This is a genomic window from Bradyrhizobium sp. BWC-3-1 (genome assembly GCF_032917965.1).
In the GTDB taxonomy this organism is placed as follows: Bacteria; Pseudomonadota; Alphaproteobacteria; order Rhizobiales; family Xanthobacteraceae; genus Bradyrhizobium; species Bradyrhizobium canariense_D.
On sequence record NZ_CP136625.1, the window covers coordinates 3,708,539 to 3,735,368 of the forward strand.

Annotated in this window: 21 protein-coding genes and 2 pseudogenes; 13 read left to right on the forward strand and 10 right to left on the reverse strand. The window is 58.8% G+C overall.

What is annotated here, in order from left to right:
* Positions 1–40: 40 nt before the first annotated feature.
* Positions 41–1,387, reverse strand: coding sequence for an IS5 family transposase (locus RX329_RS17800; protein WP_085383111.1), 1,347 nt, complete (start codon positions 1,385–1,387; stop codon positions 41–43).
* 237 nt (positions 1,388–1,624) lie between these two features.
* Between RX329_RS17800 and RX329_RS41955 the strand changes: the two genes are divergently transcribed.
* Positions 1,625–1,777 carry a zinc ribbon-containing protein gene (locus RX329_RS41955; RefSeq protein ID WP_083843319.1) on the forward strand — a complete coding sequence of 51 codons (153 nt, stop codon included), beginning with the start codon at positions 1,625–1,627 and terminating at the stop codon, positions 1,775–1,777.
* A gap of 839 nt (positions 1,778–2,616) precedes the next feature.
* Here RX329_RS41955 and RX329_RS17805 read toward each other — a convergent pair.
* Positions 2,617–3,657: an AI-2E family transporter gene (locus RX329_RS17805; protein ID WP_085384186.1), complete on the reverse strand. Its 1,041-nt coding sequence runs from the start codon at positions 3,655–3,657 to the stop codon at positions 2,617–2,619.
* Positions 3,658–3,887: 230 nt separating this feature from the next.
* Here RX329_RS17805 and RX329_RS17810 point away from each other — a divergent pair, with 230 nt between their 5' ends.
* Positions 3,888–5,114: an FAD-binding domain gene (locus tag RX329_RS17810; RefSeq protein WP_317246193.1), complete on the forward strand. Its 1,227-nt coding sequence runs from the start codon at positions 3,888–3,890 to the stop codon at positions 5,112–5,114.
* 100 nt (positions 5,115–5,214) lie between these two features.
* Positions 5,215–7,032, forward strand: coding sequence for a chloride channel protein (locus tag RX329_RS17815; protein ID WP_317246194.1), 1,818 nt, complete (start codon positions 5,215–5,217; stop codon positions 7,030–7,032).
* A 57-nt stretch (positions 7,033–7,089) separates the two neighbouring features.
* Here RX329_RS17815 and RX329_RS17820 read toward each other — a convergent pair whose 3' ends face one another.
* Entirely contained in the window at positions 7,090–8,340 is a 1,251-nt protein-coding gene (locus tag RX329_RS17820; RefSeq protein ID WP_085384215.1) for a cation:proton antiporter, read from the reverse strand.
* A 322-nt stretch (positions 8,341–8,662) separates the two neighbouring features.
* Here RX329_RS17820 and RX329_RS17825 point away from each other — a divergent pair, with 322 nt between their 5' ends.
* Positions 8,663–8,893 (forward strand): hypothetical protein, encoded by a 231-nt coding sequence (locus tag RX329_RS17825; protein WP_085384188.1) that lies wholly within the window; start codon positions 8,663–8,665, stop codon positions 8,891–8,893.
* Between the two features lie 689 nt (positions 8,894–9,582).
* Here RX329_RS17825 and RX329_RS17830 read toward each other — a convergent pair.
* Together RX329_RS17830 and RX329_RS17835 are read right to left on the reverse strand one after the other, a co-directional pair.
* Positions 9,583–10,257, reverse strand: a complete 675-nt coding sequence (locus RX329_RS17830; protein WP_085384189.1) for a response regulator — start codon at positions 10,255–10,257, stop codon at positions 9,583–9,585.
* Entirely contained in the window at positions 10,229–12,241 is a 2,013-nt protein-coding gene (locus RX329_RS17835) for an ATP-binding protein (protein WP_317246195.1), read from the reverse strand. Before RX329_RS17835 ends, RX329_RS17830 begins: the two co-directional genes overlap by 29 nt.
* Positions 12,242–12,459: 218 nt before the next feature.
* On the opposite strand from RX329_RS17835, the gene RX329_RS17840 reads away from it, so the two are divergent.
* From RX329_RS17840 to RX329_RS17865, 6 genes are all read left to right on the forward strand, one after another.
* The gene (locus RX329_RS17840) at positions 12,460–13,257 is read left to right on the forward strand and encodes a Crp/Fnr family transcriptional regulator (protein ID WP_085384191.1); all 798 of its coding nucleotides are present in this window, start codon (positions 12,460–12,462) and stop codon (positions 13,255–13,257) included.
* Between the two features lie 390 nt (positions 13,258–13,647).
* The gene (locus tag RX329_RS17845; protein ID WP_085384192.1) at positions 13,648–14,154 is read left to right on the forward strand and encodes a PRC-barrel domain-containing protein; all 507 of its coding nucleotides are present in this window, start codon (positions 13,648–13,650) and stop codon (positions 14,152–14,154) included.
* A 171-nt stretch (positions 14,155–14,325) separates the two neighbouring features.
* On the forward strand, positions 14,326–14,697 hold the full coding sequence (locus tag RX329_RS17850; RefSeq protein WP_085384193.1) for a hypothetical protein: 372 nt from the start codon (positions 14,326–14,328) through the stop codon (positions 14,695–14,697).
* Positions 14,698–14,699: 2 nt separating this feature from the next.
* Positions 14,700–14,957, forward strand: coding sequence for a DUF5985 family protein (locus RX329_RS17855; protein WP_007607494.1), 258 nt, complete (start codon positions 14,700–14,702; stop codon positions 14,955–14,957).
* Positions 14,957–15,232, forward strand: a complete 276-nt coding sequence (locus tag RX329_RS17860) for a DUF5985 family protein (RefSeq protein WP_085384194.1) — start codon at positions 14,957–14,959, stop codon at positions 15,230–15,232. Before RX329_RS17855 ends, RX329_RS17860 begins: the two co-directional genes overlap by 1 nt.
* Before the next feature lie 454 nt (positions 15,233–15,686).
* Positions 15,687–17,918 carry a trehalose-6-phosphate synthase gene (locus RX329_RS17865; RefSeq protein ID WP_085384195.1) on the forward strand — a complete coding sequence of 744 codons (2,232 nt, stop codon included), beginning with the start codon at positions 15,687–15,689 and terminating at the stop codon, positions 17,916–17,918.
* 39 nt (positions 17,919–17,957) lie between these two features.
* Here the strand turns inward: RX329_RS17865 and RX329_RS17870 are convergent, their stop codons facing one another.
* The 5 genes from RX329_RS17870 to RX329_RS17890 all read right to left on the reverse strand — a co-directional run bounded on the left by RX329_RS17870 (position 17,958) and on the right by RX329_RS17890 (position 23,606).
* On the reverse strand, positions 17,958–19,166 hold the full coding sequence (locus RX329_RS17870; RefSeq protein ID WP_085384196.1) for an ABC transporter substrate-binding protein: 1,209 nt from the start codon (positions 19,164–19,166) through the stop codon (positions 17,958–17,960).
* A 145-nt stretch (positions 19,167–19,311) separates the two neighbouring features.
* A complete protein-coding gene (locus tag RX329_RS17875) occupies positions 19,312–20,157 on the reverse strand; it encodes a carbohydrate ABC transporter permease (protein ID WP_085384197.1) in 846 nt (281 codons plus the stop codon).
* Between the two features lies 1 nt (position 20,158).
* On the reverse strand, positions 20,159–21,127 hold the full coding sequence (locus RX329_RS17880) for a carbohydrate ABC transporter permease (RefSeq protein WP_158091695.1): 969 nt from the start codon (positions 21,125–21,127) through the stop codon (positions 20,159–20,161).
* Positions 21,102–22,127, reverse strand: a complete 1,026-nt coding sequence (locus tag RX329_RS17885; RefSeq protein WP_085384199.1) for an ABC transporter ATP-binding protein — start codon at positions 22,125–22,127, stop codon at positions 21,102–21,104. The genes RX329_RS17880 and RX329_RS17885 overlap by 26 nt, the downstream gene beginning before the upstream one ends.
* 132 nt (positions 22,128–22,259) lie before the next feature.
* Positions 22,260–23,606, reverse strand: coding sequence for an ABC transporter substrate-binding protein (locus RX329_RS17890; protein ID WP_085384200.1), 1,347 nt, complete (start codon positions 23,604–23,606; stop codon positions 22,260–22,262).
* A 992-nt stretch (positions 23,607–24,598) separates the two neighbouring features.
* On the opposite strand from RX329_RS17890, the gene RX329_RS17895 reads away from it, so the two are divergent.
* From RX329_RS17895 to nhaA, 3 genes and pseudogenes are all read left to right on the forward strand, one after another.
* Entirely contained in the window at positions 24,599–24,778 is a 180-nt protein-coding gene (locus tag RX329_RS17895) for a hypothetical protein (protein ID WP_085361834.1), read from the forward strand.
* A 241-nt stretch (positions 24,779–25,019) separates the two neighbouring features.
* Positions 25,020–25,144 (forward strand): annotated as a pseudogene (locus RX329_RS17900) (hypothetical protein); the annotation flags it as partial.
* A gap of 248 nt (positions 25,145–25,392) precedes the next feature.
* Positions 25,393–26,765, forward strand: a pseudogene (nhaA, locus tag RX329_RS17905) (Na+/H+ antiporter NhaA).
* Positions 26,766–26,830 lie beyond the last annotated feature (65 nt).

A 26,830-nucleotide genomic window follows, 5' to 3' on the forward strand; every position in this document is an offset into this window, starting at 1 on the left:
GGGTGCTGCTTTGGCGACCCCGAACGCAATTAGTCGTCCGTTAAGAAGCCGAATTGAGCGGGGCTGGACCGGCCAGCACGCGCCATAGTCGGACCAGGAAGAGGCACAAGAGTTCTCTGAGCCAGGCGAGGATACGGCGGAAGTTGTGGCCCACTGCTGAGAGCACGACGTTGGCGGCGTCGCCGGCGCGGCCTTTGAGATAGCAGCGGCCAAGGTGACCTTCGGCCTTCAGATGTCCGATGATGGGCTCGATGGCGGAGCGGCGCCGGAGCTCGCGCTTGATGGCGCCGAACACGCCGCGCTTCTGGCCCGAAATGAAGACGCGACGGGGATTTTGCGTGTCGTGGCCGCGATATCCCTTGTCGACATAGGCCCGCTCGATCGGACATCCGGTGAGCGCCTCGGTGCGGTCGATGACGTCCCGCAGGGTATGACCGTCGTAGGGATTATCGGGCAGCGACCTGGCGTGCAGTACGAACAGGCCACCGGGCGCCCGGCGGTTGTTGGTGACGATGGAGGCCTTCACGCCGAACTCGTAAGGCGCGGCGGCCTTGCCTTTGCCGATGCATTCCACCTCCGGGGCATGGAAGGAATATAGCTTCCAGCCGCGCTGGCGCTGCTGCTGGGAGCGGATCTGGCTGGCTCGGCCAAGCGGAAGGGCAAATGCCTCCTCGAGGGCTGGCTGGCGCTCGATCTTGCGACGGATGTCGCGGATGATCCGGCCGAGCCGGCTGCGCAGGATACGCAACTGCCGCTGATGCCGCCCGAACTGTTTGGCATGGGCGTAGCGGCCCGCCATCATCGCAGCGGCCTTGGCAATGCGAACATAGGACTGCCGCAGCCTGACGGCGTGCCTTCTCGCCAGGCGGTTGAGCCCCTTGATAGCCGCATGAAGCAGCTTGGCATCGGTCGGAAAGGTGATGGCCTTCGGCTGCACCGTGGTATCGACCGTGACGCGCTTGAGGTCCTGGCCGCGTAACGCACCGGCCTCGTGCGCCACCCGCAGGCTCTCGGCCAGCAACGACTCCAGCTTGTCGCCGAGCCGCTTGCGCCAATGGCTCAGGTCCGAGCGCTCGTGCGGGAAGGCGTGCTGAAAGAACTCTTCGCCGGTGAAGAACTGGAAATACGGGTCGTGAACCCAGCGCTCGCAAACGCCCTCATCGGACAGCCCGTAAGTGTGCTTGAGCAACAGCAGGCCGATCATGAACCGGGTCTCGATTCCGGGCCGGCCATTCTCGCTGTAGAGCGGCGCGACCTCGCCGTCGATCCAGTCCCAATCGATCTTGCCGGCGAGCTGAACCAGCTCGTGCTTCATGTTGATGATCTGGTCCAGCCGCGCCCGGAACAGATCGTTCGATCCCGTCGTCCTGTGCTTCTTCGGTCGCATCGGCCCCTCCGGTGCACCACAGAATCATGATCCGCAGGGAAAGGGAACCACAAACGAAATTGCAGGGTTGGGCGGCCTCAACCTCCCATTCCCTGCAATCTCAAACCGCCTCGAATCCGAAAAAAAGACTCCTGATCAATCGCTTAGAACCTTGTTCACGGACGACCAATTAGCAACTCTCTTCGCTCGCGACGCTTGGACGAAATGGGGCGCCCGCGTTCAACAAGGAGAAGTATCATGGCGGCGCATGCAGGTGAGACAGCCCAAGAGACTGGAGACTTCAGGTGTGAGCGATGTCATCAGGCCACTCACGTCACAAAAGGACACAAAATTCCGAAATGTCCGCATTGTGGAAGCACGAGCTTCGATACTCGGCGGAACGAGCCGTAGGTGCAAACTCCACTGCGAAGCAGGACGTCAACACAGCCAGTCTTTCGAACGGCTGACGGACGTCCTGCAGCAATTCCGCCATGTTGCGGCTTCTCCAACGAAATACTCGTCGCCCGGCGCGCTTCTAAGTGCGCCGGGCACTTTGCTGCACGCGCAGCGCGTCACCATCGATGGTGCGCACGGATCACGCCGTGATGGTGGTGCCGATAGTGCCGCGGCGCCCAGCCGTAGCTATGACGCCAGGGTTGCGCGCGCCGGACCGTATACCCCCACGGCCTCGGCGCGGACCAGCCGTAGCTATAACGCCAGGGGCGCGGGCCCCAGGCGTATGGTCGCGGCCTCCAACCATAGCCGCCCCAGTAAGGTGTATAGGAGTAAGCCGGGTAATACCCACCGTAGCCGTATGGGTATGTGTAACCATAGTACGGCGGATATTCCTCATAATACGGGGTCGCAATGGCGGAGCCGATCAGCGCTCCTGCCAGCAGTCCCGCGCCGATTCCCCAGCCCCCGCGCCAGCGAACCTGCGTGAGACTATCCTGCACTGTCGACGTGTGCTCCGTCGGGCTCGCGGCTGCCGAGAGCGGTGTCAGGGGCGCGGCCTGGGTACTGCTGATAGGACATATCGCGACCAGGCCGGTGAGAGAAAGGGCAAGTGTGAGTCTCCGCATCTGTGGCTCCTGTAATTTCAGAATGCGGTCTCAACATCAGCCTGCAATCTTGGTTTCTAGAGTCAAGGGTTCGGGACACTATGTCGCGCCGATTGCTGGTCAGACACACGAGTGTACGACACCGTACCAACTCCATCGCCTCCGTACCTTTTCAGTAGTATTCCTGAACTAGGCAGCCTGTTTACTTTCGCGCTCCAGGAAGCCTTCGACGTAAATCATGCGGACAGCAACGAGCAGAACGGCGATCAAGGGCGTGGCAACGATCAGCCCGATCAGACCAAAGAGAGTGCCAAGGATCGTTTGGGAAAGTATCGTGAGTGCGGGTGGCAGCGAGACAGTTCGCTTCTGGATCCATGGTGCGATAACATTTCCTTCCAACAGCTGGATCGTCAAAAACAAGAGAGCGACCCAAGCGGCAAGGGCAGGAGACTGTGCCAGTGCCACAAGGATCGCCGGCACTGCGCCTGCAAGTGCCCCGATGTATGGCACGAAGTTCAGAAGGGCCGCCAGTAGGGCCAGTGATAGTGGCAAGGGCGAACCGATGAGGAGAAGGCCAAATCCGAGGAGCAGACCAACGATCAGCATGTCGACGAGTTGACCAAGAAACCAGAGCCTAAGTGTAGCACCGAGCTCTCCGGCAACTTCTCGGCCGCGAGGTCGCCAGGCCATTGGAAGCAAACGAAGCGAGCCTTCGAGGTACAATTGGGGCGACGCAGCGAGGAATATCGCTGTCGCCGCCGTCACGACGAGAGTGCCACCTATGCCGAGAACGGAGCCAACGACGCCGGTGACGTAGCCTGTCAGGCCGGTGCGCAGAGACTTTCCGGCGATCTGCAACTGTTGAGCCAAAATCGAACCCCACGAGCTGTTTTGCAGTTCGCTCCAGATCCGTGCCAGTTGGGTTCTCAGTTGCTGGCTGATCTCGTCGGCCTGGATGAAAATGGCGCTGCCGCGCCACCACAGCAGCGCACCGAGTGCGAGCCCTGTCACGAGAATGACGAAAATCAAAGACGTGTATGGCCCGAGGTGCGTTACCCGACGGACCGCGTTGCTGGCGCCCCGCAAAACGCAAGCGATTACCACGGCGCTGAACAAGAGCAACAGTATGTCGCGAAGCAGCCAGACCGAGAGCGCGAGAAATAGAGCGATTGCGCTTACACGAAGGGTGCGCTCGATATGCCTCACATGAACAGTCAACTTGTCTTCCAATCCGTCTCCTTTGTCGGAACAGTCCAGATTCCGAAGCTCGACAGTGAAGTTGCGCAGGCGAGACCACTCGGAACATCATCGCGGCGATCGCGTCGCGATGTATGTAATACTCTGTTGCGGCCTCAAATGTTCTTGTACGCAAGCGAATAATTCTCGTCCGAAGACCGCCGAAGCACCAGAGCGAGCTCGGGCATCGTGTTGCTGATCTCGTTCGTTTCTGAGGAGATGGCATGTACAGCGTTCTAATCTCCGGGGTTGGAATTGCCGGACCCACGCTTGCCTATTGGTTGAAAGCAGCCGGATTCCAGCCGACGCTCCTCGAGCGCGCCTCCGCTCTACGGAGCGGAGGCTATGTCATCGACTTTTGGGGGCTCGGCTACACCATCGCTGAACGGATGGGATTGATCCCGGAGATCAATCGCGACGGCTACTACGCCCAAGAATTTCGGATCGTAGATGAAGCTGGCCGTCGGCTGGCCGGCTTCGGTACCGACGTCTTCTCCGAGTTGACGAATGGACGATACGTTACTCTTCAGCGCAGTGACCTCTCGCGCATGCTATTCGAACGGGCCAGCGGCGTCGAAGCCATTTTCGGAGACGAGATCATTCTCGTCGAAGAGAAACCGGATTGCGTCGAAGTCCAACTGAAGCACGGCGGCAAGCGCAGGTTCGACCTTCTTGTCGGGGCAGACGGCCTGCATTCAGCCGTGCGCAATCTGGTCTTTGGACCACAGGCTCAGTTCGAGCGGCGTCTGGGATATACCGTGGCCGCCTTCGAAGCTCACGGCTATCGACCGCGCGACGAGGATGTGTATCTGATCTACGGTCAGCCGGGCCGCATGGTAGGCCGCTTCACGCTGCGTGACGATCGCACCTTGTTTCTCTTGGTATTTGCCGAGCATCACTCGGTTTTTCCGGAAAGGCCGAACTCGCAAAAGGCGCTCCTTCGTGAAATCTATGGCGGAGATGGCTGGGAATGCGATCAGATGCTCGCCGAACTGGAGCGCGCCGGTGAACTCTATTTCGACACCGTCAGTCAGATCAGGATGCCGAACTGGTCACGAGGTCGGGTGGCGCTCATTGGTGATGCCGCTTTCTGCGTCTCGCTCCTGGCAGGGCAGGGATCGGCGCTGGCGATGATTTCAGCTTATGTATTGGCCGGTGAACTCGCCATGTCCGATGGACGATATTTGGAGGCGTTTGCGAGATACGAGGCGCGGCTGAAGAGCTATATAGGCCGGAAACAGCGGGGTGCGGAGCGCTTTGCCGGGGCCCTGGCGCCGAGAACGCGTGTGGGACTGCTCTTCCGCAACGTCGTGGTCAGAAGTTTCTCGATACCGGGACTGGCGAGGCTCGCAATTGGGCGGGACATCGCCGACGAACTGGAGCTTCCTGACTACCACTGGGCGGGGACCATGAATCAACAGACAACCACTAAGGGCGTCCAATGGCGGTGACGTGGAGGCTCGGTGGGCGCGGATTGTCGCCATGCCTCTTGGCAGGAACCGCCTTTCGGAACCAGAGTTCATATCGGTGTCTGTGCGCAATAGTGGTCAAATGCCCTCGGTCCTGACTTACGGCACGCGAAAAGCCCTGATCGGCAGCAGCATCAAGCCGTTTGCTGAAGAGCGGAAGGTCAGCCTTCTCGTACTTTGCGCGCTCGCCTTGGTGATTGGCGTCATGACCGGACTTGGCGCCGTCGGCTTTCGCGCGCTGATCGGCCTCGTGCACAACTTGTCTTTCAATGGCAGGCTGAGTGTCGCTTACGACGCAAACGTCAGTGAGGGCCCCAGTCCTTTCGGCGACTTTGTTCTTCTTGCGCCTGTGATCGGCGGTCTCATCGTCGTCTTTCTCGTCCGGCGGTTTGCTCCAGAAGCAAAGGGACATGGCGTACCCGAAGTGATGGACGCCATATTCTACAAGCGCGGCAAAATTCGGGGTTCGGTAGCTTTGATAAAGGCGCTGGCGTCCGCAATATCGATCGGAAGCGGCGCCGCCGTCGGGCGCGAAGGCCCTATCATTCAGATAGGCTCAGCCCTTGGCTCAGCCTTTGCTCAATTCATCGGGCTCTCGACCCGGCAGAGGATCACGCTGCTGTCCGCGGGCGCGGGCGCAGGCATTGCCGCAACCTTTAATACTCCGCTGGGCGGCGTGCTGTTTGCTCTGGAAATTCTTCTGCCGGAAGTTTCAAACCGGACATTCCTTCCAGTCGTCGTGGCCACGGGGGCTGCGACGACGATCGGGCGCATCCTGATCGGTCCGGACCCGGCCTTTTCGGTTCCGGATATGCAATTCAGCATGGTTGCATCCTTCAATGCGCAGGAAGCTCTCGCATTCATCCTGCTCGGCCTGCTGTCTGGAGCGGCAGCTTGGGCTTTCATCCGTCTGCTCGTCTTCATGGAAGATGGCTTTCCGAAGCTCTCTGGAAACGAGTACGTTCAGAACATCATTGGCATGTCGTCGATCGGCTTGACGATGGTGGTGCTCACCCACGCCTTTGGTCACTCCTACGTCGATGGCGTTGGCTATTCCGTCATCCAGGAGATACTGGACCACAAGATGACGGCGGCGGGGTTACTGGCGCTGCTGTTCGTGCTGAAGTTGGCGGCAACGACGGTCAGTCTCGGCTGCGGGGCGTCGGGCGGGATATTCTCGCCATCGCTTTACCTTGGCGCCACGCTGGGGGCCGCCTTTGCCAGTGCAACCAATTCAATCTTGCCTCATTCAGGGCTAACGCCATCTTCGGCCGCGATTGTTGGAATGGCGGCCATTGTCGGTGCAGGTACGGGCGGCGTCATGACGGCGATCGTGATGGTCTTCGAGATGACCCGCGATTACGCAATCATCGTTCCGGTTATCGTTGCGGTGGCGTTGGCGGCAGGCGTCAGGCGTGCACTCGTCAACGAGACGATCTACACGGTCAAGCTGCGCCACCGCGGTCACCGCATTCCAAAAGAGCGGCATATCAACCTCTATCTGGTGAAGCAGGCCCAGGACATCATGGAAAGGCGCTTTATCGTCGCCGGAGTAGGAACGACACTAAAGCAGCCCATGGCTGCGGAAGATATCGATGATGCACTTCCTATCGTGGTTGAGCGCGAAGGCCGGATTGTCGGGCTGATCCCACCACGTTCCGGATTATGGGCGGAGTCGCAATCGAATCCAGCTCTCATGGTCGAGCAATTCGTCGAGCGGCGGATGGTCATTTGCCGCGATCAGGACCTTTTGAGCTTGGTGTTTGCCAGGTTGAAGCGCCATCGGGCCGGCGCGGCAATTGTTGTCCGCTCTGCCTCGCGCCCGCGCGTGAACGATATCGTTGGCGTCCTCACCAAACGCGTGATCGCCGATGCCGTCATCGACAGCTATGAGGATTGATCCGTGCAAAAATGAGACGCTTGTCGCCTGTGCATGAAGGGTCATTGGAGACGAGACCTATTGTCCGACAGTCCGCTTTGCCACCCAGCCCAGAGTCGAGCCTTGAATGATGATGCTGAACAGGACGACCGCATAGGTTGAGGCGAGCATGGCGGCCTTGGCCGGGCTATCCGGCATTGATAGGGCGAGTGCAACCGAAATCCCGCCTCGAACGCCCGCCCAGGTGAGAAAGGGCGCGTTGCGTAGGGAAAGCAGCTGAGTCCATCCGAACAAAAACGGTTGGACTGAAACAGAGACAAACCGGGCAAAGAGAACGAGTGGAATCGACACTGCTGCCAGGCCAAGGCTGCGAAGATCAAAGCGCAGTATCAAGGTCTCGAGCCCGATAAGCAGAAAAAGGACCGAGTTGAGGATTTCGTCGATGAGGCTCCAGAGTGCGAAGAGATATCCTTGTGTCCGTTCGCTCATCGCATATCGCGGTCCTCGGTCGCCGATGAGGAGGCCTGCGGCGACCATGGAGAGCGGTCCGCTGACGTGCAGATGTAACGCAAGTGCGTATGTTCCGGTGACGAGCGCGAGAGAGATCAGTACCTCTATGGCGTAGTCGTCGATGAGCCGCATCGCGCGATACGCGACATAGCCAGTCAACAAGCCCAGCGCTATTCCACCACCAGCTTCGCGAACGAGCAACTCAGTGACATCGGCAGCCGAAACTTGAGCGCCGTCTCCGGTGCTCGCAAAGCGAAGCATGATCGTGAACAGAACAATCCCGACGCCGTCGTTGAACAATGCCTCGCCTTCCGTCTCGATCTGCAGCTCCTTCGGCACTTTGGTGTTGCGAAGTGTACTCAGGACAGCAACGGGGTCAGTCGGGCTGATCAATGCGCCGAACACGAATGCCCAAGCCAACGATACGGGTAAGTTCACAAGGCCGCAGATGAACCAGAACATCAGGCCTACGAGGACGGTTGAAATTGAGGTGCCGAGAACGGCCAGAATAAATACCGGAAAGGCGCGGCTTCTGAGTGTGTCCAGATCTACGTGCAACGCGCCGGCGAACAGCAGAAATGCAAGCATTCCGTTGACGACGACTTCGGTAAAGTCGATCTGTCGGAGTCCGTCGGCAAGTTGGTTTAGCAGATGAGCCGTCGGAACCGCTGCATCCAGACCGATCATCAGCAGCGACGTCAGGACACTCATCAAGAGAAGACCTACGCTGCGGGAGAGCGGCAGGAACTTGTGATTGAGCCAGCCGAAGGCGGCAGACAATGTGAGCAGAACGGCAGCAATATCCATCAGCGAAAGCACGGCAGGCTCCCTTGTGCTCTGGCGAGAGTGCCTGTTCACTCCCTTCCGTTAAGGCCGCTGTTCGCTCTAGCCGGTGAGGGTAGTGCGTTCGAGATAGCGACTTTTGAGACGTGAATAAGCAAAAAGCAACTTCGGCAGTTCCTGCGGGACATCTAAGCGGATTGGAATAAGCCTCAATTCCAAGCACCCAGCGGCGGGGGCAGCTATCCATTTTCTGCACCTGCGGCGAAAGATCGCGACGACGATTGTCAGTATCGTCGTTCACTCCGCATTCATTGGACCGACTTAGAAGCGCGGAGGGGGCGTACGACAAGGAAAAACTATGAAGAAAATCGCCTATGGATTTGCGGCCGCTGCTTTGCTTGCGGGCACTCAGTTCTTGATTCCTGCCAATGCGATGATGGCGCCACCGGTCGGCGCAGCGGCAACATCCGAGACGATGCAGGCCGGCTATCACTATCATCATCATCGGAGGGTCTGCACCGTGCGAACCATAGTCACTCGCGGCTATCATGGTCGGCGTATCGTCAAGCACGTGCGTGTCTGCCGATAGGCGCAAACTTGGAGGGCCGTCGATCGAGGCGGCCCTCACCTTGCATAAGAGCAATCGTCGCGCAGTGAGATGGGTGCGCCGCACTTTACATCGGAAGCTGACGCTCAAGAGTCCGGGAAAATCGACGTGCCGCGATCTCCAGCGCCGCGACACAAAGAGCCGTGAACAACATACCGAGGACCAGGAGCACCACGACTGTATCCATGATCGAGCCAGTTCCTGCAAAAGATCGGGACGATGAATCCGACTTCGTCATTCCTCGATGTCGGTTGCCAAACGCCTATTGCCGTCAGGCAATCGCGTACGCCGAGAACAGGAGACAGGTGAGATAGATGCAAGCGAGGCAAATGCCCGCGGTTCTCGCCGTGCGGGCATCTAGCCGCGAGCTCGTCCGAGTGGCGAGCCCGGGCAGTTTCTCATACTGTGCAAAGAGCTGGCGACCGGGACGTCCTCGGAAAAGTACATTTCTCATGTATGCCTCCAAACAACCATGATCCGTCCAATACGTGCGGAATGCAGAAGCCGGAAAGAACGGTGTTCCGGCCGGCGATTCGCGTTGGTTCTCTCGTCCGCTTCATGGAAGATAATGGACGGCGTCCCATCGGGCAGTCAGGAGATGAGCGGGGCTTGTCGGGATAATCCTGACGTCCGCATGCCACGCAGGGCCGTTTGGCCCACCTACTTCCCGCTCAAACTTGATCCGCACTCTTTCCCGAATGGCTCAACCAGCCAAGGGCCACGCCGTAGCGCACGATGTCGGCACGCGTGAAGAGTCCGAGCTTTTCGACCGCCCTGGCCTTGTAAGTTTCGACGGTCTTGATGCTGATGCTTAGCTGATTGGCAATTTCCTTGTTGCTGAAGCCTTGTGCGATGAATCTGAGAACCTCACTCTCGCGCGGTGTCAGCTCGCCGGCTGTGGAAGCGCCGGAAGACGAGTGGGCGCCCTGCGCGGATGGAAGTGCTTTCTCCGCTATTGCTGGATCCAGATACAAACCACCTCCAGCGATTGCGCGAACTGCGCGCTCGAGCTCGTCGGCCGCAGAGCGCTTCAGCAGATAGCCGCGAGCTCCCGCTTGCAGCATCGGTTGAACGTAGGCGTGATCCTCGTGCACGGTCAGCGCCAGAAGACGAACTTGAGGAAGCTGCGTCGCCAGGGTGCGAGCAACTTCGAGGCCACTGATACCGGGCAGTGAAATGTCCAGGATGGCAATATCCGGTGTGGCCTGGCGAATGATGTCTAGGGCGGCCTGTCCATCCGTTGCTTCCCCGACGATCTCAATGTCCTGCACGTCCTGAAGCAACGCCTTCATTCCGGCCAGAACAAGCGGATGATCGTCAGTCAACGTGATCCGGATCGGGCACATAGCCCATCTCCTCTATTGGCACCGGTATTCTCATGAAAAGAGAGGTGCCGTGGCCGGGTTCAGATTCGATCGCCAAAGATCCACCTAGCAGCGTGAGGCGCTCCTCGATGACGGACAGGCCCAATTTTGCGTGGCGGCTCTCACCCTGCGAGAGTTCCTGAAAGTCGAAGCCGTTCCCGTCGTCTTCGACCACGATCCTAAGCTCAGCTGTGCGTCGGTCGATGACCACGCTGACGTTTCGAGCTTGCGCGTGTTTGACCACGTTGTTCACGGCCTCCTGGACGGCGCGGTAAACCGCGATTTCGACGTCCTGGCCGAGACGATCTCTTCTGCCCAGAGGCTGAAAATCGACGCTGATCCCGAACCGGCGCTGGATCTCTGCACAGAATGCCTCCAGCGCCTTGTAAAGGCCCAGGTCGTCAAGGGCAGTCGGGCGCAGGTCAGAGGCGATTTGATGGATATCGCGCCCAATCCCTCTCGCGAGTCCTTGCAGCCAATTGAGCCTCTCCAATCCGAGCTTGCGTTTCGGGCTCGTGCCAAGAAGCGGCTCCAGGTTCTTCAGACCGAGAAGTAGACCTGTGACCGTCTGGCCGATCTGATCGTGAAGCTCTCTTGCGATTCTACGGCGTTCATTTTCTTCCGCTTCGGAAAGACGTCGAAGCAGTTGCTGTCGCTCCAGCTCAGCTCGCTTGGTCTCGTCGATATCCAGAATGACGCCATATACTACGTCTAGGTTGTTTTCGTCGAGTCGAGACAGCCGTCCGCTGGCCCGTAACCACCTGCTACGAGGGGCCGCTGTGCGGAAATCAGCAATCGCGACGTTTCCCGTACGGCAACTCAGCAACGAAGCCTCAAACTTTTGCTGGTCGGCGGGATCAATGCTGCTCAGCATCCGGTCGATCGGAACGCTCGTATCGCCTTCGGAGCGCGCCCCCTCGATCTGGAGCAATTCTCGTGCGCGGGGCGATACAAGCGCTTCTCTCGTCGAAAAATCACAGCTGAACACGCCGAGATCTGCGGCATCGATCGTCAGCCTCCGTCGCTCTTCACTCGCGCTGAGTGCCAATGCTGCCTGCGCCTCTTGCTCGCGCCGGCGAAGCGAAATGTCGCGTATGGTGTACCACGCCAAAGTCAGAGCCAAGACGAAGCTCAAGACCCCACCCCCCGCAAGGAAAATGGCTGAGCGCTGGACGGGACCATTCAGTTCCTGGGTCGGTATTCCGAAATGGACCGACCATCCGCTGGTTCCGGGGATGGCTTTGTAGATCGAGTCGACTTGTTCGCCGGCAGGCGTGGTTTTGACGTAGCTTCCTTCTGGCGCTGAGGCTATCGCCTGGCGGACCGTGGCGCTGGCAGATTGTCCGAGTTCGGATTGTTCACCGAAGGTGCGGGCGACGATGTTCCCCTTGGCATCGACCACGAAACCCACCCAGCCGGCCGGGGCTCCTGCGCTCTTCAAAATCTGGCTTATTGCATCAGGCACCAGGGCCACCGTGAGTACAAACTTCAATTGCCCATCGCGCTCTACGGGGGCCCTGACGGCCACCACGCGTTTGCCGGTGATGGGACCACGTGGCCCAATTCCGCCGATTGCTGGCTTTCTCGTTTTCAGAATTTGTTCGAAGTTCTCTCGGTCGGCGGTGGCGCGCATCCCATCTCCGAGCGGACGGCTGACATCAAGCACCTGATTTCCGTCGGGATCGACGAGCTGAATCGTCTGCCAAAGAGGACGTGCTTCGTTGACACGCGTCGCTTCGCGATAGAACGCGTCAAGGTCCGGCTTGTCGAGTGTTGCGGAAGCCGCAACGGTTTCGGCGATCTCGAGCTGGAGGCTGATCTCGGAGGCAAGCCGGTTGACGACGCTATCGAGCGTCTCCACGGCGGCAGCCTGAGAGCCCCTGCGCTGCTGCTGCGCGTTCAGGAAAACGACCCAACCCGCAAAAAGCGCAAGAGGCATCGCTGCCGCGATGAAGACGAGGATCAAGGGGCGGCGGGCTGCGCGCCGGGAGATTGAGGTGGGCGCCTCCTTGCGGGTGGGTATCAAATGAGACAGTAAAACGCCCACGTGCTGGCACTTCCTCGATGTTTCTGGTTCTTGTCAGGTTTTTCCCGACACTTCTATCGGTCACCCTGACTCCCAGGATCGCTCGATCCATCCCATCGTACAGGCAATCATTGTAGCGGTCTAGAATTGGGCTTGACATGGAACATTCTTCATCGCCGCTGCGGTTGATCGAAAACGAATTCAACCCGAAGCGGCTTGGTTTGGACGAGCCCTTCTGCGGTACTAGCCGCAACGAACTCGTCTCCCGACTGTCGGCTTCATCGCAGTGCCGTTTGCTCAAAAGCTGCGAGACGGTGCCTTTGAACAAAGGACAAATTCTCTACGATCGCGGCACGCCTCTTCGCCATGCCTACTTCATCGAGTCCGGCGGGTGTTCTGTCACGACCCGTGCGGGCGACTGCCTGCCGGTCGAGATCCATACGCTCGGGATGAAGGATTTTGTCGGCGTGCCGTTGGTCCTGGGCATGCACGTTTCACCGCACCGCTGCAGCGTGAGAGTGCCGGGCCAAGCGCTTCGGATCCAGTCCGATCAGCTGATTTCTTTGATCAAGAAGGACGTCGAGCTTGAAAAGATGCTTTTAGGCTATGTTCAGGCGATCCTGATTCACAGTTCGCAACTATCAGCCTGCAATTCCAGGCACACGCTGCACCAGCGCCTCGCACGGTGGCTCCTGGTTGCCAGCGACAGGCTCGGGTCTCGCGAGGTACCTTTCACGCATAGTTACATAGCCAATGCTCTCGCGGTCCGGCGCGCCGGCGTTACGGTCGCTCTCGGGAGTATGATGCGCGACGGAGTGATTGGATGTCGCAGGGCGGGGATCGTCGTCATGGACGAGGCCAGGCTGAAAGCGATGTCTTGCGATTGTCAGGGGATCATCCTGTCGGCGCACAACCGTCCTTGTGCGGTGCCGCCCCTCCGCATTGCATATTCGTGAACGCGATTCACTACTGCCGTTAAGTCGGCTGTACGGCAGTCAATAGAGTCCAGTTATTCTTGAAGCGATAGAGGCGGAGATGTCATCGCAAGAAAGCCGGATCCGAACCGATACCGAAGTTCTGGTGGGAGCCTTGGAAGAGGCCCAAAGGCTTCTTGCCGCTTACGAGAACCCTTGCTGCAATCGCACCAGGGACGACATTATCGCTATGGTCGAGTTCATCATATGCAGCCCTTCCGTGACACGTGCAATGCTTCATCAAAAGATGCGCAGCCGCCTCAAGCTGGTCGGATAAGTCTCGTGCGGGAGCGTACATTCGCATTCAGGAAAACGAAACTTGCGAGCGTGCGATGAGTTGACGATGATCCAACAGAAGTAGGAGCAATCGTCATGAAGATATCACTTTGCATTCTTGCCTCCGCGATGCTGCTGGCTACGCCGGTCATGGCGCAGTCGTCCCAGAACAACGCGACGACCGCGGCGCCCAACGTGCAGTCGGCTGCCTCGACCGCCTCCATGCACAAGGAAGGTGAATGGCGTGCATCGAAACTCGTTGGCGTGAACGTCTATAACAACAGCAACGAGAAGATCGGCGACATCAATGATCTGATCCTGGATTCCAGCGGGCGGGTTGCCAACGTGGTGATCGGAGTGGGAGGATTCCTTGGAATGGGCGAGCACAACGTCGCCGTAACGTTCGATCAGCTCAAATTCGCCAAAGAACCGGTGAAGACCGTGTCCAACGATGGCGCTGGAAAGACCGGCAATGCCGGTTCGACGAGCACGACGGGAAGCGCATCAACGTCGGCCCAGCGAAGCGATAATTGGTATCCGGATCACGTGGTGCTGAACGCCAACAAGGATCAGCTGAAGAAGATGCCCGAATTCAAGTACTGAGCCGATTTCGGTCCCTATTTCCAGCCTGCTTATCGGCGGTGTCATCTGAGATGACGCCGCCTTTTCCAGTTGCATTTGATCCGGTCGGCTTAGATTTGTAGTGGCAGGAAAAGCAGTCTTGAATTTCCGCATTGAATCGATCAGCTTGCGTGCCGCTGGCTGAGGTCGACGATGTCTGATGAAGCACTGCCGGAAGAGGTAGAGGAGCTTGTCCGACGCTACATTCGCTCTGTGGCGCAGCTCGAAGCCCTTCTGTTCTTCCACAAGCGGCCCGGCGAGCGCTTCGACGTGGAATCGCTCGCTGCACGCCTTTACGCGGGCAAGATCGAGATGGCCGATGCTCTAGCGTCCCTGAGGAAGGATGGCTTCCTCGACGGCGAGGTAGGGATCTATGCGTTTGCGCCGCGCCCCGAATTGCGGCCAGTGGTCGATAGCTTGGCCTTGGCGTATTCGCGGCATTTGATCCCGATCACACATATCATCCACAACAGCCCACACCGCATCCAGGCATTTTCAGATGCCTTCAGGATTCGAAAGGATTAGTCATGGCTGCGGTGATTTACACACTTTGCGCGATCACGAGCGGCTTTTGTGCATGGCTGCTCATTCGGGCATATATCGGTAACAGGTCGAAGTTGCTCCTATGGAGCGCCGTCTGCTTCGCGGGTCTGACTTTCGAAAATGCTGCTCTCTGGATCGATAAGATCGTATTTCCTCAAGTTGACCTTTCCGCCGTGCGTCTGTCGATCGGCCTGTTCGCCATGACGGTCCTGCTTATCGGCATGATCTGGGAGGCCGACTGATGGACCATTTGAATCCCGTTCTTTCAGGTGCGACGGCATTCGCATCGCTCCTGGCGAGCATATATTTCTTGAAGTTTTGGCGTAAGACGGGCGACACCTTTTTCCTGCTCTTTGCGGCTGCGTTTGTGATCGACGCCGTTGCGAGATTTGTCCTGGCTGTGGTGCAAGTGACGAATGCGAGCGAGCCCGTGTTCTTCATTCCTCGGCTGATCACGTTCAGCCTGATCGCGCTCTCCATCGCCGGAAAGAACGCCCTTCCGAAGAAGCAGAAATGAGGCTCGCACTCCGTGATGCTGGTCTCAGGCGCCAATTGGCGGTCGGCGTCGCAGCGACCGCTGCCCACGATCCGCGGCCGCCGAACGAATTGGTACAGTTGCGTACCATGAAACGCCAATCTGTCCTGTCGCCGCTTGCTCAACGGCGGCCGTGGAAAGATACTGCGCGGGGGATTCCATGATCAGCTCATCGAGCCGAACGGCACTGAATGTGTTTCCGCAAGCGTACTGCCCGTCTTGCGAGCAAAGGACGCCGCATCGGCATGAACGACTGGCTATCCGGGGAGCGCAAGTGGCACGCGCAGTTTGTCTCAGCTGCAACGCTGAGCGCGGTGACCTCGAGCGGGGGAAGCAGCTCGTCGATCCAAGCTAAGGACTTCGATGCACCTCGACAGCTCCGCACGACCGGAGACTTGAGCGATCCTCCACGGAGGGGCGGGACAAAGCCGGAGTGATGCCGATATCGTATAAGCAGTTCTTCCGCTATGGCGTTTTCGGCTTGGCGGTAGCCGCAATCGTTGCCTTCGGGATCTCTCCGTTTACCGGTGGAATCGTACAGCAATGGTCGCGGAGCGATGTCGAGGCCAGATCCAAGCTGGTTTTCAACGCCATTGGGCCGCTGCTTAGCCGGGATGTCGAGGACCAGGCTTGGGGCCACCTGGCCGACCTCTTCAAGAGAGTGGCACTCGACAAGAAGATTCTCGCGGTTGGATTTTGTGATCCGGCAGGGTCGTTGATCGCGCCGACGCCTGAGATGCCGACGACCTTCTCGTGCGAAAAGTCTGCGAAGTTGGAAGGCGAAAGTTTCACAAGCATAACCAGCGGCGGACGCCGGATTCTCGTCGCTGCCTTCCCGGTCCAAAGCAGCCGTGGGCGCTCTTATCTCGTCATTCTAACCGACCTCAGCTTCGCGGCGGCGAGATCAAGCCAGGTGCTGTCGTATTTCTTGGCTGCGCTCGCCAGCGTCGTTCTGGTCCTCACCGTCGGCACGATCATTTTCGCCGTACTGATGATGCGAGGATGGATGGACGCCTTGCGACGTGCGGTCGACGAGGTGCGCCGAGGTGCTCAGGGAGAACCGTTGGAGCTGAGCGGCGGGTCTATCGATCGCGAAATTCATAAGCTGTTGCGCAGTGCCGACCAGGTTCCGCTTACGAGCCAGATCGAATGGACGTCAAAATCGCTTCAAGAGGTGTTGCACGGCGTTCTACCAGGGGCCGAAGTTCTCGTCGTCTCCAATCGGGAGCCCTACATCCACAACGCGATGGAGGCGGGAAGGGTGGTGCAGCGGCCAGCGAGCGGCTTGGTCTCGGCGCTGGAGCCAATCATGCGCGCCTGCGGCGGCACGTGGATCGCCCACGGCAGCGGCAGCGCCGATCGGGAGGCGGTCGACGAGAACGATAGAATCCGGGTGTCCGAGGTCGCTCCGGCGTACACGCTCCGACGCATCTGGATCTCCGAGGAAGAGCAGGACGGCTACTACTACGGTTTCGCGAATGAAGGGCTTTGGCCGTTGTGCCACATCGTTTTCGTGCGCCCGACATTCAGATTGACCGATTGGCAGATGTATCGGCAGATCAACCAGCGCTTTGCCGACGCCGTCGTTGCTGAGGCGCATACCGAGGACCCCGTCGTGCTGGTCCAAGATTATCACTTCGCGCTTGCGCCGAGAATGATCCGTGAGCGCTTGCCGAAGGCGACGATCATCACCTTCTGGCACATCCCATGGCCGAATGCTGAGACCTTCGGCATATGCCCTTGGAGGGCGGAGATCATCGAAGGAATGCTCGGCAGCACGATTGTCGGATTCCATACTCAGTTCCACTGCAACAATTTCATCGAGGGCGTCGATCGTTTCGTAGAAAGCAGGATCGATCGCGAAGTGCAGACGGTCAGCTTAGGTGGACATGAAACGAGGGTACGCGCGTATCCGATCTCCATCGAATGGCCGCCGAGCGAGCTGGAAAAGCTGCCGCCTCCGGCGCATTGCCGATCCGATGTGGTCGCCCAATTCGGCCTTGCGGAGGGAACGCGGCTGATCGTTGGTGTCGAACGTTTTGATTACACCAAGGGCATTCTCGATCGCATGCGCGCCGTCGACGCGCTACTTTCACGTAATTTAGCCTGGAGAGATCGGCTTGTATTCGTTCAGGTCGCAGCCCCGACACGAAGCAAGCTCAGCTCATATTCGAAGCTCCAAGCCGAAGCCGAGGAGCTCGCCGCCGAAATAAATGGGAGCTACCCGGGTCGCCAACCCGTAATTCACCTGATCGCGCGGCATTACGAGCCCGCGGAGGTCTTCCGCCTGTTCAGGGCAGCCAATGCCTGCGTCGTCAGCAGCCTACATGACGGAATGAACCTGGTGGCAAAGGAGTTCGTCAGCTCGCGGGAGGACAATGCCGGTGTCCTGATCTTATCGAGCTTCACCGGCGCGTCGCGAGAACTATCCGAAGCGCTCATCGTCAACCCTTATGACACGGAAGAAATGGCATCAGCGATTGAGCTTGCGCTGACGATGCCAATTCAGGAACAGGCCGAGCGCATGAAGCTCATGCGGCAGCAGGTGAAGGAGCATAACGTCTACCGTTGGGCGGGCGCGATGCTGGTCGACGCCGCCAGAAGTCGTACCCGGGAGCGGGTTCTTGGGCTGGCCGCCAAGGCTCGTCTCAGCCCTAAACCGATCTGAAAGAGCGAGACGTCCTGATTGCTGGAGCAGCGTCGTTCATCACTCCTTGACCAACGGACATTTCGAGTCCGAGAGCTTTCCGAATGCTCGGTCCCCAGGCATCGTTTCTATCAGCTTATAGTAGTCCCATGGACGTTTTGACGTGGCGGGCGTCTTGACCTGCATGATGTACATTTCATGTTCCATCAACCCATCGCGGCGTATTGTGCCGCTGGGTGTGAACATGTCGTCGATCTTAGCTTTGTGCAATTCTGCCATCACCTTGTCGGGGTTGGTGGTTCTGGCAGCTTTGACCGCATTGAGATAGGTCAGCGTGGCTGAATAATAGGCCGCCTGGGTCATGGTCGGCTCGCGCTTCGTCTTCTCGAAAAAGCGCTTCGCAAAAGCCCGCGTCTTGTCGTTGAGATCCCAGTACCAGCCAGTCGTAAGATAGAGGCCCTGGGCGGTCTCCAGCCCGAGGCCATGGATGTCGGTCAGGAACGCAAGCAGGGCGGCGGGCTTCATTTTTCGTGTGACACCGAACTGATTCGCGGTCTTGAGCGAATTCGTAAAATCGCCCCCGGCGTTCGCGAGGCCCAGAACTTCGGCTCCCGAGCTCTGCGCCTGAAGGACATACGAAGAGAAATCGGACGTCGCGAGGGGCGCGCGAACGGCGCCGATGACCTTGCCGCCCCCAGCTGTCACCACGTCGGCGGCCGCGTCCTGAAGCTGGGTGCCGAAGGCATAGTCGGCTGTCAGGAAGAACCACGATTTTCCTCCATGCTTCAGAATTGTCGTGGCGGTCCCGTTACCGAGCGCCGTTGTGTCATAGGCGTAATGCACGGTGTAGGGCGTGCAATCCTTGCCGGTGAGTGAGGCGCCGGCGGCGCCAATGGCGAAGAACGGGGTCTTCTTCTCCCTCGCGATCGCGGACATGGCAATGCTGACGCCCGTATTGGAGCCGCCAAGCACCATGGTCACTCCGTCACGATCTGCCCACTCGCGAAACTTCTCGGACCCGAGGTCCGGCTTATTCTGGTGATCAGATACGAGAAATTCGACCTTGTTACCAAGGACAGAACCGCCAAAATCGGCGATGGCCATTTTTGCAGCCTCGACGCCGCCTGGCCCGATGATGTCGGCATAGACGCCGGACATGTCGTCGATATCACCGATTACGACCTTGTTGGGATCAGCATGGGCGGACGACGCGACGAGGCAGGCACAGACCGCTGATGCAGCCACATGAGTAGTTCGCACGGTTTTCATCGATCTATCCTCCGTTAGAGTTTCGTCTCAATAAATCGGAATCCGCGGGCGACATGGAGTGATCGAGTAGCAGCGCAAGTTCGGCCCGAGCGGGCCATCGCCGTTGTCTTCCTTCAGGGTTCGTGCGCACGCTCAAGGCGTCTCCCTACTTTATGGCGCCGCCGGTGATGCCGGCGATGAAACGATCGAGGAAGAAGTTGTAGGCGATCGCCACCGGAATGCTGGCGATCAGCGCGCCGGCCATGATCTCGCCCCAGTAGAAGATGTCGCCGCGAATGAGGTCGGTCGCCACGCCAAGCGTGATCGGCTTCTGGTCAGACGAGGAAATGAATGTCAGCGCGTAGACGAATTCCTGCAGGGTCAAGGTGAATGTGAATATCACAACCGTCAAAATCGCCGGCAGCGACAGCGGGATCGCCATCTTGATGAAGGCGCCAAACAAACTGCAGCCGTCGACAATCGCAGCTTCCTCGATCTCACGCGGGATGGCCTTGAAGAATCCCATCAACAGCCAGGTGCAGAACGGGATCGTGAAGGTCGGATAGACCAGCACCAGCGACCACATGGAGTTCTGCAGGCCCAGATCGGCTACGACGCGCGACAAGGGAAGGAACAAGAGTGTCGGCGGGACCAGATACGTCAGAAAGATACCAATCCCGAGGGCCTCGCCGCTGCGGCCGGTCAATCGCGCCAGGCTATAGGCGGCGGGCAGCGCGGTGACAAGCGTAATCACGACGACGCAAACGCCGATGACTAGCGAGTTCCACAGCCACCGCGTGAACAACGTCTCTTCGAACAGGTAACGAAAGTGCTCAAGCGTGGGCGGTTCATTAAACCAGAACGGGATATTTGCGATGTTGTAGAGATCGGCATCGGATTTGAAGGCGGTGATCACCATCCAATAAAAGGGAAAGCCGGCAAGGATGACGAAAAAAGCGACCGCGCCGTAGAACGAGGTCTCCTTGAGAGCCTTGACGAGGACGCGTGGCATATCAGATCTCCCGCCGCCGGATAAAACGCAGCATTGCGACAACAACGACGAGCAACACCGGCAGCATGAACAGCGAGATGGCGGCGCCATGCGAAACGTCACCGGAGACGATCCCGGTCTGGAAACCCGCAAAGCCCAGCACCGATGTTGCGCCCACAGGGCCGCCCATCGTCATCAGAAAGACAATCGACAGATCCGTGAATGTAAACACGATACCGAAAATCAAGCCAATAGTTACGATCGGCAGGATCATCGGCATGATGATCTGATAATTGCGGCGCCAGAAGCCGGCGCCATCAACGGTCGCTGCGTCGATAACGTCCTGCGGTACCGCCGTGATGCCAGCGAGAAAGATCACGATGGCAAACGGGAAGAAGCGCCACGCGTTGATGACGATCACGCACAGCATCGCCAGGTAAGGATTGCCAAGCCAATTCGGAGCGTCGGACCGCGTGACGACACCGAGCGCGATCAGCGTCCAGTTGATGACGCTGTAAAGTGAATCGAACATCCACTGCCAGGCAACGGTGGCGAGTGCGATCGGTACCGCCCAAGGCAGGATTATCAGCGCACGGACAAGCCTGCGGCCTGGGAAGGGCCGCAGCAGCAGCAGCGCGCCAAACTTGCCGAGGATGAGGCCGAGAAGCTGCGATCCGAACGTGAAGATGAAGGTGTTGGACAAGGTTTGCAAGAAAGCTGGATCCTCGATGATTTGCTCGAAATTTGCCAAACCAACGAAACGCCACGATGGATCGTAGATCGTGTAGGCGCTGACCGAGTAATACACTGCCATTAGAAACGGGACGCCGACCAGCAGCAGCACAAAAAGAATCGCCGGTGCGGCGAACATCGTGCCGAGAACATCGCGGCGGTCCAGAATGAACCGGAAGCGCGAGGCTTGTTTCGGGACCGTATCGGCTATGGCGACCATCGGTGAAATCCGTTCAACGGCGACTGATTCGTTTTCCATCCTTGTCGAAATGGCGCAGCGCGCTATTGCGCACGGCGAACGGATGCCACTCGCCCGGCCGGATGCTTTCTGCGGCAACATGCGCTGGCGGCAACTTCGCTGTGATCACCTGGTTCGGATCGAAACCTTCCATTGCGCCGTAAACGATCCTCTCGGACCCGAGATATTCGGAGCGATCGACGCGGAACGAAAATTCGGTGAACGCGCGATCATCGATCATGTCCCTGGGTAGAACGTTTTCGGGGCGAAAGCCGAGATAGCCACCTTTGTGCGCGACGATGTTCATCGGAGGTGTGCCGACAAAGGTCGCGACAAAACGGTCGGCCGGATCGTCGTAGATTTCTGCTGGCGTACCCACCTGACGTATCTGTCCGTGGTCGATGACGGCGATACGATCGCCCATGCTCATCGCCTCGACCTGGTCGTGAGTCACATAAATGGTGGTGATTCCAATACGCTGCTGGAACTGCTTTATCTCCAGGCGGGCTGAGGCGCGTAGTTTGGCATCGAGGTTGGAGAGGGGCTCGTCGAGCAGCAGCGCGGTCGGCTCGCGAACGAGCGCGCGCGCGAGCGCCACACGCTGGCGTTCACCGCCGGAGAGCTGCCGTGGCCGCCTGCCGAGCAGATGCTCAATGCCCAGCAATTGCGACGCCCACACAACCTTTTTCTCGATCTCCGAGCCGGGAACGCCCTGCGTGCGAAGCGGAAAGGCGATATTGTTGCGCACCGTGTAGTGCGGATAGAGACCGTAGCTCTGGAACATCATCGCGACGCCGCGAGCGCGGGGCGGCGTATCGTTGACGACGGTTCCACCGATCAAAAGGTCACCGCTCGTTTGCTGCTCCAGCCCGCAAATGATGCGCAGGAATGTCGTCTTGCCGCAGCCCGATGGGCCAAGCAGCACCATGAACTCTCCGTCCGGCACGGCGAGAGATATGCCATTGACGGCAGGAACCTCATCAAATGTTTTGACTATATCTCTGCACAACACCGTAGCCATTGAACCTCCCAAAAAGGTCGATCTCGAGAATGCAATTGGCTAAACTCCGCCATCGGCGGAAGTTGTTTAGCTTCCCGCCAACGCCGCCGACGCCCGGACCAAGTCCGAACACATGGTCCGGGGCGGTGACGATCAGGTCTTGCCAGCCCACTTTTGGAAGATCGCCTCGCATTGCTGCGCGGCTTGTTTGACCGAATCTTCGGCGCCTAATTGGCCCGTCGCGGCCTTCGCCATCATATCGTTGATGATGAAGGCGTAGTATATCTCGTCCGTCGCTGGCGTGGCCGGCCCAGGATAGCCGGGGATAGCAGACCAGCGATCCGAGTCCTGCAGTAGTTTCAGCTTGTCGTGCGGTTGCGATGTTGCGTCGTCCGAAAGGATCGGCATCGGTTTGGGCACGAGATTGGCGAAACACGGATTGTTATACCCTTCACTCGCCTTGAAAGCCTCGGGCCAGTGCTGGGAATAGTATTTGAGAAACTCGATCGCCACTTCCTTGTTCTTGGCGAATTTCCAAATGCCGTAGAATTCAGAAGCGGCACCCATGATCTGGCGCACTGGGCCCTTCGGCGGATCTATAACGTATATGTCGTCAGCCAGCTTCTTGTTGAGCTTCTGCGCCGTCCGATAGGCCGAGATTGGATTGACGATATACGAAGCGACCCCTGAATCGACGTACTGGTTGTTGCTGGAGTCGTTCCACGATAGGACGTCCGTCGTCATTGCCTCCTTGTAAAGAGCGGCGGCGGCCTTGACGGCTTCGACCGCCTCCTTGCTCTCGAGTACGATTTTTTTGCCGGTCTCGTCCTGAACGGCGGCGCCGTAGCTCCACAGCAGGCCGCGCCAAGTCGTGCTTGGATCATTGCTGTGCCCGAGCGAAATGCCTATCGGATGGCCTTTCGCCTTCAGCTTGGCTCCGCCGATCCGAAGATTGTCCCAGGTGTCGGGCAACATCCCGATCTCGTCCCACAGGCTCTTTCGGTACATGCCGGGGAAGTTGATGTAGAAATCGGGGAAGGCGGACCAAGTGCCGTCATCTGCGTTGTAGCCGAGTTGCTTGCCGATGACGGATACCGCGCCGTACTGTTTCTCTGTTTTCTTCACGAGATCGGAGACGTCGATAAAAAACTTGCGGTATAGATGCGCCCCACCGGCACCGTTGAATCCGAAAAGATCATGTCCCGATCCGGCCGACGCCTCGGCGGCGGCGCGTGCAGGAATGTTCTGCACGGGGATGTGGTCGACCGTGACCGTGATGCCGTTCTTTCCGCCCCAACTCTTTGCGAAATCGTCAAACCACTTGTCATATTCTGGGACGAAGTGACTCCATTGCACAATCGACAACGTCTTGGTGTCGGCCAGCGCCTGGGACAAAAATGGCGCGGATATTAAGGGCGCGGCACCGGTGGCGGCTAACGCGAGGCTCGTTTCCCTCAGCAACCGGCGTCGCGTAACAAGTGGAAGATGGAATTTGCTCATCTTGGGCTCCTACTACTGCCCCGGTTGCTTTCGCAGCGGTGGATGAGGCGGGCCCAGTCGAAGAGAGGGTCTGTCTCGGCGCGCGCGTTTTGAGGTCAAACAGAAGGTTCGTAAGTCGTTCCTTGTGACTTTCGGCTTGGTTCCATGAGAGCTACGAAGACAGGCATGCGCTCTTCGCAATGCTCCCCACGAATATCTTGCCGTGGGGCCGCCGATTTTGTTTTCTTACCCGGCGTACTTAAAAAGATGTGCGCCACGGGCTGCACCTCACTTGGCAAAACGAGAGTCGAGAGCGACTAAGGTTTGCTGGAATCGCATCGCTCGGATCGTGAGCCGTCGCGCAGATCGGTACGGTGATGTACCAAGAATAATCTGCATTCGGTTTCGCGCGATCCGCGACAAGGGTAGTGTTTGGGGGTGGTACTTCGCGTTCAGGCTATTGCTGAGAGTTACACGATGAATCAGGCGGGCTGCTATTCGGCGACCATGACCTACCTCATCGACCTGGTTTCGGTTGCGCGCCATCCCGGGTTCTATCGGTACTGCTGGACAAGCATCGCAAGGCAAAGCGTGATGGATCACCGGAGAAGCCGGGGCGCTCCAGGATGGCCCATTCGAGGCAGCGGACAGTGATGCTCGTCGTTTCAAGCCCACCCGAACATAGCGGCAGCCTCGCTCGAGGTCTTCGCCGCCATTGGCTTGTGTTTATGTTGTACGATATGTAATCACGATTAATCGGTCCAGGTGTTTAGTTGTAGGCACGCCGCCTCTGATGAGTCCATGGCATTCGAGATGATCAAGTGCTGGCTCGTCGGATGCCCAGCAGTGCGCCGGAAATGCTATGCACTAGCGGGATCTTATCACTTTCGACACGAGGGTGGGGCCTGAAAGTAGTCAGTACTAAAGCGCACTGGTCACCCTTTTAGGGCAAGCCGATCGGCCCCACTCGCCGGCTCGGGTGCTATTGCTCTCTTAAGTGAAGGAAGGCGAACATGAAGATCCTGATTGGAGCTGCCTTGCTGGTGGCTGCAGGCATCCTCATATTCATTGGGATTCCCAATCCTACCGGCGGGCGGCGGAAGATGTTGCGCCTCGAAGTTGTGCTGGCCTTAATTTTGTCGTTCATTGGACTGGGCGCTGCAGCTCTATTTTCAGGGTTGCTAACCGGTTAGTACATTTCCGAAGATGAGGGTCCTCCGGGGCAGTAATTGGGCCCAGACGAAGTCCTAAATTGTCTCAGGTGACGATTGAATGGGCGTGCCGCCCGGTAGTTTCTCAAGGTCCTTCCGGAGAGCGCCTAAGCTTTTGCTCTCCTCCCTTTGTCAGCCTGAAGCGAACGCGTCGAGCATCCTTCGATTCACCAGCCCAAGCTTGGCTGAGCGATTGACCAATTCAACAGCTGAGTGGTGTCATGTCCAGCGCGTCACCGTGCTCCAGGAAGGCCGGTGCTGGTCTCCGTCACGCCGGAGGATATTAAGGGCAACGCCGCTGTGCAGGAGGCCTATCTCGGCGGCGTGCACGGAGAGATCGCCGCATGAGCCTGATCGAGGTCAACGGCCTGAACAGCTGCGCCGGTACCGCTCCTGAGGCTGAAAAGATTCCGAGCGCCTGCGAGCACACCCGGAATGAACCGCCACCCGAGAGGGCGGATGATGCAGCCCTGCCGACTGAACTCTCCACGGTCAATTCCCACCCAGCCGTGTTCCGTCGTCCGAGGTTGAAATGCCGCCCATGCCATGTATAACCCGCCTCGGGTGTTCGCTGTATTGGCAGCGACAGGGAAGCGATGGTCGGGCCGCCACGCGGAGACCCCGCGCCCGTGAATCACAATCCTCCGTTTGACGATCTGCCGATAGCCCAGCGGCTGGCCGAACAGGCCCTCAACACTCTTCAACGCTTCCTGCACGTCGAGGCCGTCAGCGGTACGGTCCTGCTCGTTGCCGCCGCCGCTGCACTAATTTGGGCGAATTCCCCGGTGGCTCACAGCTACCACGATTTCTGGCATCTGCCGGTGACGATCGGCCTGGGGGAGCTGGTCTTCTCGCGCTCATTGCATTTCTGGTCAACGACGTGCTGATGACCGTCTTCTTCCTGGTCGTGGGCATGGAGATTCGGCGCGAGATTCACGAAGGCGCGCTGAGCAGGCTTGACCAGGCCATGCTGCCGCTGATCGCGGCGGTTGGTGGGGTCGTCCTGCCCGCAGTGATCTATCTGAGCCTCAACGCAGGTCCGGATCGAGGGCAGGGCTGGGCCGTGCCAACGGCGACGGACATCGCCTTCGCGGTCGGAGTGCTCGGCCTGCTCGGACGAAGAATTCCGGTCAATCTGCGGGTCTTCCTCCTTGCTCTGGCGATCATCGACGACATCATCGCCGTGCTGATCATCGCGCTGTTCTACACCGCAGGCCTTCATCCTGGCGGCTTCGTCGTGGCGGCGATCGGTATTGTCGCCGTCTTGTGCTTTCAGCGGATCGGGGTCGGGTCTGCGCTATTCTACGTCCTGCCTGGTTCTTTGGTTTGGATCGGATTCATGGCGGCGGGGGTCCATCCAACCCTTGCGGGTGTTGCGCTTGGGCTGATGACTCCGGCGCGGGCGATCCCTCTGCGGGAGTCCCCGCTGGACATGCTCTCTCGCGCTCTCAAGCAGTTGCGAAGCAGCGATGCGGTCAAGGCCAAGGATCCGCACAGGTTGGCGCAGCCGCTGCGTGACCTTCGGGTGGCTCATCGTGAGATATTGCCGCCGGTCTCTCGGGTGCAGACGGCGCTGCATCCGTGGGTCGCTTACGGCATCATGCCCATCTTCGCGTTGGCGAATGCCGGGGTCGCGCTGACGGACGTCGAACTGCCCGCCGGCGGGCATTTGGTGATGCTGGGTATTGCGCTCGCCTTGGTCGCCGGCAAGCCGTTCGGCGTCGTCGGCGCGACTTGGGCGGCGGTACGCTTCGGCTGGTGCCAGTTGGCGCCCGGAGTTTCCTGGGCTGGGGTTTGCCTGGTCGGGCTGCTGGCCGGGATCGGTTTCACCATGTCGATCTTCATCTCGATGCTTGCCTTCTCTGATGAAGGACTGCTGACGGCCGCTAAATTGGGCGTCCTTCTCGGCTCGCTTATCGCCGCCATGCTCGGCCTGGGTTGCGGCTTCAGCCAAGTCCGGCGCTTGTGAGGGTCTGACCCGTGCCTTTTAGAGCCCCGCATGTCTCGTTCGTGTCGTTTGCCGTCGAGGTCCAA

Bases quoted from the DNA above. Each gene is read 5' to 3' on its own strand.
- RX329_RS17800 (WP_085383111.1), bottom strand. From the start codon at position 1,387: ATGCGACCGAAGAAGCACAGGACGACGGGATCGAACGATCTGTTCCGG.
- RX329_RS41955 (WP_083843319.1), top strand. From the start codon at position 1,625: ATGGCGGCGCATGCAGGTGAGACAGCCCAAGAGACTGGAGACTTCAGG.
- RX329_RS17810 (WP_317246193.1), top strand. From the start codon at position 3,888: ATGTACAGCGTTCTAATCTCCGGGGTTGGAATTGCCGGACCCACGCTT.
- RX329_RS17815 (WP_317246194.1), top strand. From the start codon at position 5,215: ATGCCCTCGGTCCTGACTTACGGCACGCGAAAAGCCCTGATCGGCAGC.
- RX329_RS17825 (WP_085384188.1), top strand. From the start codon at position 8,663: ATGAAGAAAATCGCCTATGGATTTGCGGCCGCTGCTTTGCTTGCGGGC.
- RX329_RS17830 (WP_085384189.1), bottom strand. From the start codon at position 10,257: ATGTGCCCGATCCGGATCACGTTGACTGACGATCATCCGCTTGTTCTG.
- RX329_RS17840 (WP_085384191.1), top strand. From the start codon at position 12,460: ATGGAACATTCTTCATCGCCGCTGCGGTTGATCGAAAACGAATTCAAC.
- RX329_RS17845 (WP_085384192.1), top strand. From the start codon at position 13,648: ATGAAGATATCACTTTGCATTCTTGCCTCCGCGATGCTGCTGGCTACG.
- RX329_RS17850 (WP_085384193.1), top strand. From the start codon at position 14,326: ATGTCTGATGAAGCACTGCCGGAAGAGGTAGAGGAGCTTGTCCGACGC.
- RX329_RS17855 (WP_007607494.1), top strand. From the start codon at position 14,700: ATGGCTGCGGTGATTTACACACTTTGCGCGATCACGAGCGGCTTTTGT.
- RX329_RS17860 (WP_085384194.1), top strand. From the start codon at position 14,957: ATGGACCATTTGAATCCCGTTCTTTCAGGTGCGACGGCATTCGCATCG.
- RX329_RS17865 (WP_085384195.1), top strand. From the start codon at position 15,687: ATGCCGATATCGTATAAGCAGTTCTTCCGCTATGGCGTTTTCGGCTTG.
- RX329_RS17870 (WP_085384196.1), bottom strand. From the start codon at position 19,166: ATGAAAACCGTGCGAACTACTCATGTGGCTGCATCAGCGGTCTGTGCC.
- RX329_RS17875 (WP_085384197.1), bottom strand. From the start codon at position 20,157: ATGCCACGCGTCCTCGTCAAGGCTCTCAAGGAGACCTCGTTCTACGGC.
- RX329_RS17880 (WP_158091695.1), bottom strand. From the start codon at position 21,127: ATGGAAAACGAATCAGTCGCCGTTGAACGGATTTCACCGATGGTCGCC.
- RX329_RS17885 (WP_085384199.1), bottom strand. From the start codon at position 22,127: ATGGCTACGGTGTTGTGCAGAGATATAGTCAAAACATTTGATGAGGTT.
- RX329_RS17890 (WP_085384200.1), bottom strand. From the start codon at position 23,606: ATGAGCAAATTCCATCTTCCACTTGTTACGCGACGCCGGTTGCTGAGG.
- RX329_RS17895 (WP_085361834.1), top strand. From the start codon at position 24,599: ATGAAGATCCTGATTGGAGCTGCCTTGCTGGTGGCTGCAGGCATCCTC.